8 protein-coding genes, 1 other RNA gene and 1 pseudogene are annotated in these 7958 nt (G+C 32.8%); 7 read left to right on the top strand and 3 right to left on the bottom strand.

Annotated elements, in window-relative coordinates:
* Window positions 1-164 precede the first annotated feature (164 nt).
* On the bottom strand, window positions 165-1049 hold the full coding sequence (locus HHH54_RS10610) for an ABC transporter ATP-binding protein (protein WP_198618771.1): 885 nt from the start codon (window positions 1047-1049) through the stop codon (window positions 165-167).
* A complete protein-coding gene (locus HHH54_RS10605; protein WP_198618770.1) occupies window positions 1049-1738 on the bottom strand; it encodes an ABC transporter permease in 690 nt (229 codons plus the stop codon). The genes HHH54_RS10610 and HHH54_RS10605 overlap by 1 nt, the downstream gene beginning before the upstream one ends.
* 110 nt (window positions 1739-1848) lie before the next feature.
* Between HHH54_RS10605 and HHH54_RS10600 the strand changes: the two genes are divergently transcribed.
* On the top strand, window positions 1849-2106 hold the full coding sequence (locus HHH54_RS10600) for a hypothetical protein (protein WP_198618769.1): 258 nt from the start codon (window positions 1849-1851) through the stop codon (window positions 2104-2106).
* Window positions 2107-2324: 218 nt separating this feature from the next.
* On the opposite strand, the pseudogene HHH54_RS10595 reads toward HHH54_RS10600, so the two are convergent.
* Window positions 2325-2489: pseudogene (locus HHH54_RS10595) on the bottom strand (transposase); the annotation flags it as partial.
* Between the two features lie 320 nt (window positions 2490-2809).
* Here HHH54_RS10595 and HHH54_RS10590 point away from each other — a divergent pair.
* The 6 genes from HHH54_RS10590 (at window position 2810) to ffs (ending at window position 7731) form a co-directional block, all read left to right on the top strand.
* A complete protein-coding gene (locus HHH54_RS10590; protein WP_198618768.1) occupies window positions 2810-3028 on the top strand; it encodes a VraH family peptide resistance protein in 219 nt (72 codons plus the stop codon).
* 184 nt (window positions 3029-3212) lie between these two features.
* The gene (locus HHH54_RS11350; RefSeq protein ID WP_232796326.1) at window positions 3213-3407 is read left to right on the top strand and encodes a hypothetical protein; all 195 of its coding nucleotides are present in this window, start codon (window positions 3213-3215) and stop codon (window positions 3405-3407) included.
* Window positions 3408-3551: 144 nt separating this feature from the next.
* The gene (gene treP, locus HHH54_RS10585; RefSeq protein WP_198618767.1) at window positions 3552-4991 is read left to right on the top strand and encodes a PTS system trehalose-specific EIIBC component; all 1440 of its coding nucleotides are present in this window, start codon (window positions 3552-3554) and stop codon (window positions 4989-4991) included.
* A 13-nt stretch (window positions 4992-5004) separates the two neighbouring features.
* Entirely contained in the window at window positions 5005-6636 is a 1632-nt protein-coding gene (treC, locus tag HHH54_RS10580) for an alpha,alpha-phosphotrehalase (RefSeq protein WP_198618766.1), read from the top strand.
* 15 nt (window positions 6637-6651) lie between these two features.
* Window positions 6652-7368 (top strand): trehalose operon repressor, encoded by a 717-nt coding sequence (gene treR / locus HHH54_RS10575; RefSeq protein ID WP_432813810.1) that lies wholly within the window; start codon window positions 6652-6654, stop codon window positions 7366-7368.
* A 93-nt stretch (window positions 7369-7461) separates the two neighbouring features.
* Window positions 7462-7731: signal recognition particle sRNA large type (gene ffs, locus HHH54_RS10570), an RNA gene on the top strand.
* Window positions 7732-7958: the final 227 nt, after the last annotated feature.

Raw genomic sequence — 7958 nt, 5'->3', positions numbered from 1 at the left:
ATAACTTCAGAAATAGAATATTAGTTATTTCAAGGATGTTTGTAAGTGAACATAAAAAACGTACCAAGTCACTAAAAATAGCAACTTAGTACGTTTTGTCTTCACCAACCGACGTTGACAAAGAGCCAAAAGGCTGATTAGTTCGATTTATTATAGAACCAAACTTAATTGCCTGTATTTACAAATATTTCTTCTAAAGTGGGCTCTTGGATGTTAATTTCATATATCTGAATATTATTCTCAATCAGTTGTTTATTGATTTTGACAATTTGTTCTCTTGTGTCTAATTTCATATATAAAGTATTATTTGTTGCTTGAAAGTCGCTAACATAGTTGGGAAGTAATTTTTCGAAATTTACATTTTCTAACTCATTAAGGAATTTAAATTCAACATTAACCCCTTTTTCGTGATGTTCTTTTAAATTTTGAATACTGCCTTGAAGCTTTATTGTTCCTTTATCCATAATAGCTACTTCATCACTAATTTTCTCAACTTCATCTAAATTATGAGAGGTGAAAAAGATGGTTGTCCCTTTTTTAGCGAGTTCTAAAATTAATTCATGAATAGTTAAAATTGAATTCGCATCTACTCCAGAGGTGGGCTCATCTAAAAATATAATTTCAGGATCGTTTACGAGTGTTTGAGCTAATGCTAACTTCTTTTTCATACCAAATGAAAATTTTTTAGTTTTTAAATTAATTGCATCATTTAGTCCCACTTTTTCAAGTATTTTTATTAATTCTTCTTTATTTTTCTTTGATTTTAGCAACTTACTAAAATAAATTAAGTGATCCAAAGCAGTTAAATCATCATACAAACTAGAGTAATCTGGTAAAACTCCAATTTTTTCTCTACTAGAACTAAGTTTAAATTTACCACTCGTTGCTTGAGATAGTCCGGTAACTATATTAATAAACGTAGATTTCCCTGCCCCGTTTTTTCCTAAAAACCCAAAAACTATACCTCTTTTAACTTTTAAGTCCACTTTATTTACAACAGTTTTATCATTGTATTTCTTTGATAATTGATTGGTCTCTATAGCGTACATTATAAGTCTCTCCTTTTCATTATGTTCAAACCGAGTGTCGTAAATAAAAGAGAAAACACTATTGGAACGTATCCTAACACATCATTATCATGATGAATAAAGTAGTTGTACGGTGTCAGATAACTAAAGGTCTTTAACAAAATATTTTGAGACATTGTAGACCATATACCTAGAACGGTAAAAATAAAAGATAAAGATACGCCTAATATATTTGTAACGGTAGGGTTATTAATTAAAACAGATATCAAAATTGCTAATCCGATAAAATAAGCAAAAAAAGAAAAACAAAGTATTACTTTTTGTAAATAAAAACTATGAGCAATAAACGAAATTAAAATCATTGAAATGAAAAGACACGTAAACCAAAACAACGATAACCCTAAAAATTTTCCTACAACAATATTGAATCTGCTTGTTTTTGTGGCGATAAATCGTATTGTTCTATTTTTAATCTCTTCATTAATGATATTGTGAGAAAGTGCAAGAGTGAACAAAGGTCCAGCTACTAATGTGGTAACAGTTAATCCTAGCGTATAAACATTGCTTTCAGTTTCCATAGACATTAAACCTTTATAATTATTTGCAATGCTAGCAGCCGCTATAGTAATGGAAAATATTATACATATTATAAGAATGGATTTAATGCTTTTAATCTGTCTTTTTAATTCATGAAAAGCGATAGCGAACATATTAATTAATACTCCTTTATTTAGTTTATAATTTTCGTATATTATTTTCAGTAACTATACTAACATGATAGTATAGTTACTGAAAATAATGAATAGAGGATATAGTTATAATGATTGAGAAACTATTAAACTGGTTGATCCCGGTTTTTGTCTTTATTATCATATTAGCGGCACAATACTTCATTTCATATTATAAAGATAAAAATTGGAGTTTTTTTAATTCCAGCACTATTTTTATTAACTTTAGTAATATTACTTTTATTGAAAATAATATCATTTGGCAGTTTTATTATATACTTAATAGTTGGGATGTTTTTCTTTTAGAACAAGGTTATCGTGGTCAGAAAAATAGAAATAAAGATGATTGATATATAGGTTACTATCATAAATTCATTAATTTCTAAAGGTTTTTAGGTTAATGCATATAAAAGGCATAAATTTAAATTGAATTAAATGAGATCCAAAAGAGAAAAATAATTAGGTTATTTAAAATAGGTATACTCTATAGTCAGACTTAGATTCTATACTTTTAACGGTTGTTGAAATATGGCTCTTTGTCAACGTCGGTTGGTGAAGACAAAACGTACTAAGTTGCTATTTTTAGTGACTTGGTACGTTTTTTATGTTTACTTACAAACATCCTTGAAATAACTAATATTCTATCTCTGAAATTATAAAAGTTTCTATAACCGTAAGACACACGCTTAATAAGTTTAATTTTATTGTTAATACCTTCAATTGGTCCATTTGTTTTTTGTACAATTTAATTGTTCTTTATTATAGGTCATCATGACATTAATGTTATTAAATATTATTACTAAAAGGGTTGATATTAATAGTAAACTTCTACTTAGGATATATGCTCTCTGTTGAAAATCAAAATTCTTAGTCATATATAACAACCTTTGCTATTTTAATATTTTGTGAGATGGTTTCTTTAAACTCTCTAAAGTACCAAGATATCGGTTCTTTTTTGATTATTATATACTCTCCTGTAAAATTTAAAATAAAGGGATTTAAAATTTTTGTAAGGGTTATGATAAAGTTTATTAAAAAGGAGTGTTTTTATTTATGAGTATAAAACAGATGTGGAAAGAGTTATTGAATAAAAAATGGGAGTTTGAAGATTTTTTATTTTTAGGTTTAATGATTTTTTTAGCTAGTATTTTTACGACACCTTTATTAGGTGTTCCTATTGGGATAGCAATGTACTTTTGGCTTTTTTATAAAGACGAGGATCTTGACGAAATGGCAAAAAAATATGATGTTAAATTTAAAAATAAGAAATAAACAACGCATTTATGCCGAGAAAATTTATTGATCAATGAGAAGAACCCTTAACTAAACTTGAAGACGAATGTCGGCATAGCGTGAGCTATTAAGCCGACGATTCGACAAGTTTGGGGGTTGTTAAGGGATCAGAGGCTCGTTGTCAATAAAGCAATAATGTTAGTATTACTAAAAAGGAGTTTTTTTGAATAATATAGTACTAGATAGCAGTTATTTTATATCTACTGTTCTAAATGTTTTTTTATTACTTGGATTATTTCTCATATCTCGTTTAGAAAACTTATATATATTAATTCCATACGTTATTTTGATGTTGATTAATGCCATTTATTTAGTTGTGAAAGTAGGAAAAATGAATAGGGATAAGAATAAAGTTTGAGGGGTTTTAAAGGCTCTATACTTTTAACGGTTGGTGAACTATTCACTAGCCGTTATTTTTTAAATATTTTTGAAAGCCTTTACAAAACCTGTCTATACAACTTATAATCTGTATAGACAGGTTGAAATTAAGGGAGTGATAGTTATGGCAGTTCAAAAGTCAGATGTTCGTGATATTATTGATGCGATTGGTGGGAAGGAAAATCTCGAATCAGCAACGCATTGTGTGACACGGTTGCGTCTTGTATTAGATGATGATAGTAAGGTTGATAAGGATAAACTTGCGAAGAATCCATTAGTAAAAGGGCAATTCAAAGCTGATCATCAATATCAAATTGTAATTGGTCCAGGGACAGTAGATGAGGCGTATAAAGTGTTTATGGATGAGACCGCTATGCAAGCAACGTCTAAGGAAGAAGTAAAATCACAAGCTGCAAAAAAAGGGAATCCGTTGCAACGTTTGATTAAATTGTTGGGAGATATTTTTATTCCGATCTTGCCGGCGATTGTAACGGCAGGTTTACTTTTAGGGATTAATAATGTGTTGACGATGCCGCTGATAAATGGATCGCCTTCGATTATTGAGCGTGTTCCTCAAATCGCGGATTTTGCTAATATTATTAATGTCATTGCAACGACAGCATTTATTTTCTTACCCGCATTAGTTGGATGGAGTGCAATGCGCGTTTTCGGAGGAAATCCAGTTTTAGGGTTAGTATTGGGGCTTGTTTTAATGCATCCGCAGCTTTTATCGCAATATGATATTGGTAAAGTTGATGAGATACCGACATGGCATATTTTAGGATTGAACATTGAACAATTGAATTATCAAGGTCAAGTTTTACCAGTTTTATTAGCAGCGTATGTATTGGCGAAAATAGAGAAGTTCTTAAATCGAAAAGTACATGATTCGATTAAATTATTAGTGGTAGGACCGGTTGCGTTATTAATTACAGGGTTTTTAGCTTTCTTATTTATTGGTCCAATAGCCCTTGTAATTGGTAAAGGGATTACCTCTGCAGTTACATTTTTATTCCAAAATGCAGGATGGCTTGGTGGTGCAATCTACGGTTTAATTTATGCGCCACTGGTAATTACAGGGTTACACCATATGTTCTTAGCAGTCGATTTCCAATTGATGGGTAGTGAAGTTGGCGGAACATATTTATGGCCGATTGTTGCGATGTCTAATATTGCACAAGGTTCAGCAGCATTTGGTGCATGGTATATTTATAAAAAACGTAAACTTGATAAAGAACAAAGTTTAGCAGTGACTTCTGGTATTTCAGGATTTTTAGGCGTTACTGAACCAGCAATGTTTGGTGTGAATTTACCACTCAAATATCCATTTATCGCAGCGATTGTAACTTCTATGTTTGTTGGTGCATTTGTTGGCGCATCAGGTGTGATTGGACAAGTTGGTGTAGGTGGTGTCCCGGCGATTTTATCGATTAAACAACAGTTTTGGGGTGTTTATGCGATTGCAACGCTGATTTCTATGATTGTTCCATTTATTTTAACAATTATCTTTGCTAAGTTTAGCCAAACAAAAGCTAAACCTATAGTTGATCAAAAGAAAAATTAAAGGTGGTTATAGTATGGCGCAGCAAGATTGGCGCAAATCTGTAGTGTATCAGATTTATCCGAAGTCTTTTAATGATACAACGGGGGATGGACATGGTGATTTAAGAGGAATTATTGAAAAGCTAGATTATCTGCAATTTTTAGGTGTGGATTATTTATGGTTAACTCCGATATATGATTCACCAATGAATGATAACGGTTACGATATTCGAGATTATTATAAAGTGAATCCAGCATTTGGAAGTGAGAGTGATTTACGTGAGTTGATCACAAAAGCGCATGATAAGGGCCTCAAAATTATGTTGGATATTGTATTTAATCATACATCAACCGAACATAAATGGTTTCAAGAAGCACGTCAATCTGCAGAAAGTCCGTATCGAGACTATTATTTCTTTAAAACATCAGAAAATGGTCCGCCTACGAATTGGTTATCTAAATTCGGAGGTAACGCTTGGGCGTTTGATGACGAGGCTAATGCGTATTATCTGCATTTATTTGATAAGACGCAAGCAGATTTAAACTGGGATAATGAAGCTGTGCGTCATGCTTTATATGATATTGTAAATTATTGGATCGAATTTGGTGTAGATGGATTTCGGTTTGATGTCATTAATTTGATTTCTAAAGGTAAATTTGAGCATTCTCCTGCAATAGGTAAAGAATATTATACAGATGGTCCTAGAGTGCATGAATTTTTACATGAAATGAATCAACGTACATTTGGTCATCATGATATTATGACAGTCGGTGAGATGAGTTCGACGACGCTTGAACACTGTATTCGTTATACAAAGCCAGAGCGACAAGAATTACACAGTGTTTTTAATTTTCATCATTTAAAAGTAGACTATCGTGATGGTGAAAAATGGACAAATCAAACATTTGATTTACACCAGTTAAAAGAGATTTTAATGCGTTGGCAAACTGGTATTTATGAAGGTGGCGGTTGGAATGCGATTTTTTGGTGTAATCATGACCAACCGCGTGTCGTTTCACGTTTTGGAGTGGATGATAATGAAGTCATGAGAAAGCGAAGTGCTAAAACATTGGCTATTGTATTACATTTACTTCAAGGCACGCCTTACATTTACCAAGGTGAAGAAATTGGTATGACAAACCCTTACTTTAATACGATTGATCAATATCGTGATGTAGAATCATTGAATGCCTATGAGGCTTTACGTACACAAGGTGAAACAAAAGAAGAAGCATTAAATATACTCGGACAAAAATCCCGAGATAATTCTCGAACACCAATGCAATGGAATCAAGAACAACATGGTGGTTTTACAACAGGGACGCCGTGGATTGACGTTGCACCTAATTATAAGCACATTAACGTAGAAGCGGCAATTCAGGACCCTGATTCGATTTTATATACGTATAAAAAATTGATTCAACTGCGTCATGATGAGGATATTGTGACTTATGGTGCCATTGTACCGCGATGTATGGATCATCCTCAGCTGTTTGTTTATGAAAGACAATATAAGGAAGTGCGTTGGCTTATTGTTGCGAATATGACTCATGAAACTGTAAAAATACCTGAGACATTAGAAATGTCAGACGATGTCGTGATTCAAAGTGGTGATGTTCATGATGGATACCTCGAACCATATGCGGCACGTGTTACAGTAATTTAAAACTAGAGGCGAGATGTGATGAGACAAAGTAAATTTAAATATATATATGAACAATTGAGACAGCGTATTCTTGATGGAACGTATTCAAATGGATCACAAATCCCGTCAGAACATCAATTGGTTGAAGCATTTAACGTGTCACGTGAAACAGTGCGTAAAAGTTTAAATATGCTCGTCTCAGAAGGTTTGATTCAAAAGATTAAAGGTAAAGGGTCTGTTGTCATTTATCAAGGTATGACAGAATTTCCTTTTGCTGAACTGGTCAGTTTTAAAGAGGTACAACAACAGTTAGGCATGTCATATGAAACGATTGTAGCTGTGTTTGAACAGATTAAAGCGCGTGAAGTTCCTCATGTTAAATCAGCATTACAATTAGAGAATAATACGAATTTATGGCATATTGTACGTTACCGTCAATTAAACGGTGTGACAAAAATTATTGATGAGGATTATTGTTTAGTATCGCTACTCCCGAATCTAACAGAAGAGATTATGACAGATTCTCTTTATGAATATATTGAACGAGAAGGTCATGAGATTGGATTTTCAAGTAAATCAATTACGTTTGAACCGTTTGGGACACGTGAGCGTCAAGTCTTTGGGGCTATTGCACCTGAATATAGTGCGACGATACGTGGTATTGTTCATTTAAAAGATACACGTCGCTTTCAATATAATATTTCTAAACACATCGCAACGGAGTTTAAATTTATCGACTTTTCGAGACGATAAATACAGTGAGTGTTGTGATTAGTATGATTTTATAAAAGGGTTATGCATCTTACACTTGCATTTTGAATAGAAGATATAGTATCATTAATCTTACCGTGCTAAGCGGGGAGGTAGCGGTTCCCTTTACTCGAAAGCCGCTTCATGCGAGGCTGAATTCCTTTGTCGCGGGTGTGTTTTTGTGAAGCCTGCCCAGAACACGAGGTGTTTGAAGATTTCGGTCCTATGCAATATGAACCCATGAACCATGTCAGGTCCTGACGGAAGCAGCATTAAGTGGATCCTCATATGTGCCGTAGGGTAGCCGAGATTTAGCTATCGATTCTGGTAACGTTTATGATACACACTCAACACAAAGGTGCACGGTTTTTTGAACCAATTAAAATTAATATATACTGATATATCAAGGAGCTAGAACTATGCGTTCTGGCTTTTTTTATTGTAAACATTTAAGGAAAATGTCTATTTAATTGGGCTCTTTGTCAACGTCGGTTGGTGAAGACAAAACGTACTAAGTTGCTATTTTTAGTGACTTGGTACGTTTTTTATGTTCACTTACAAACATCCTTGAAATAACTAATATTCTATTTCTG

Source organism: Staphylococcus canis (genome assembly GCF_016238445.1).
GTDB lineage: Bacteria > Bacillota > Bacilli > Staphylococcales > Staphylococcaceae > Staphylococcus > Staphylococcus canis.
Note: the sequence above shows the minus strand (reverse complement) of the source record. Positions and strands in the feature narration are given on the sequence as shown.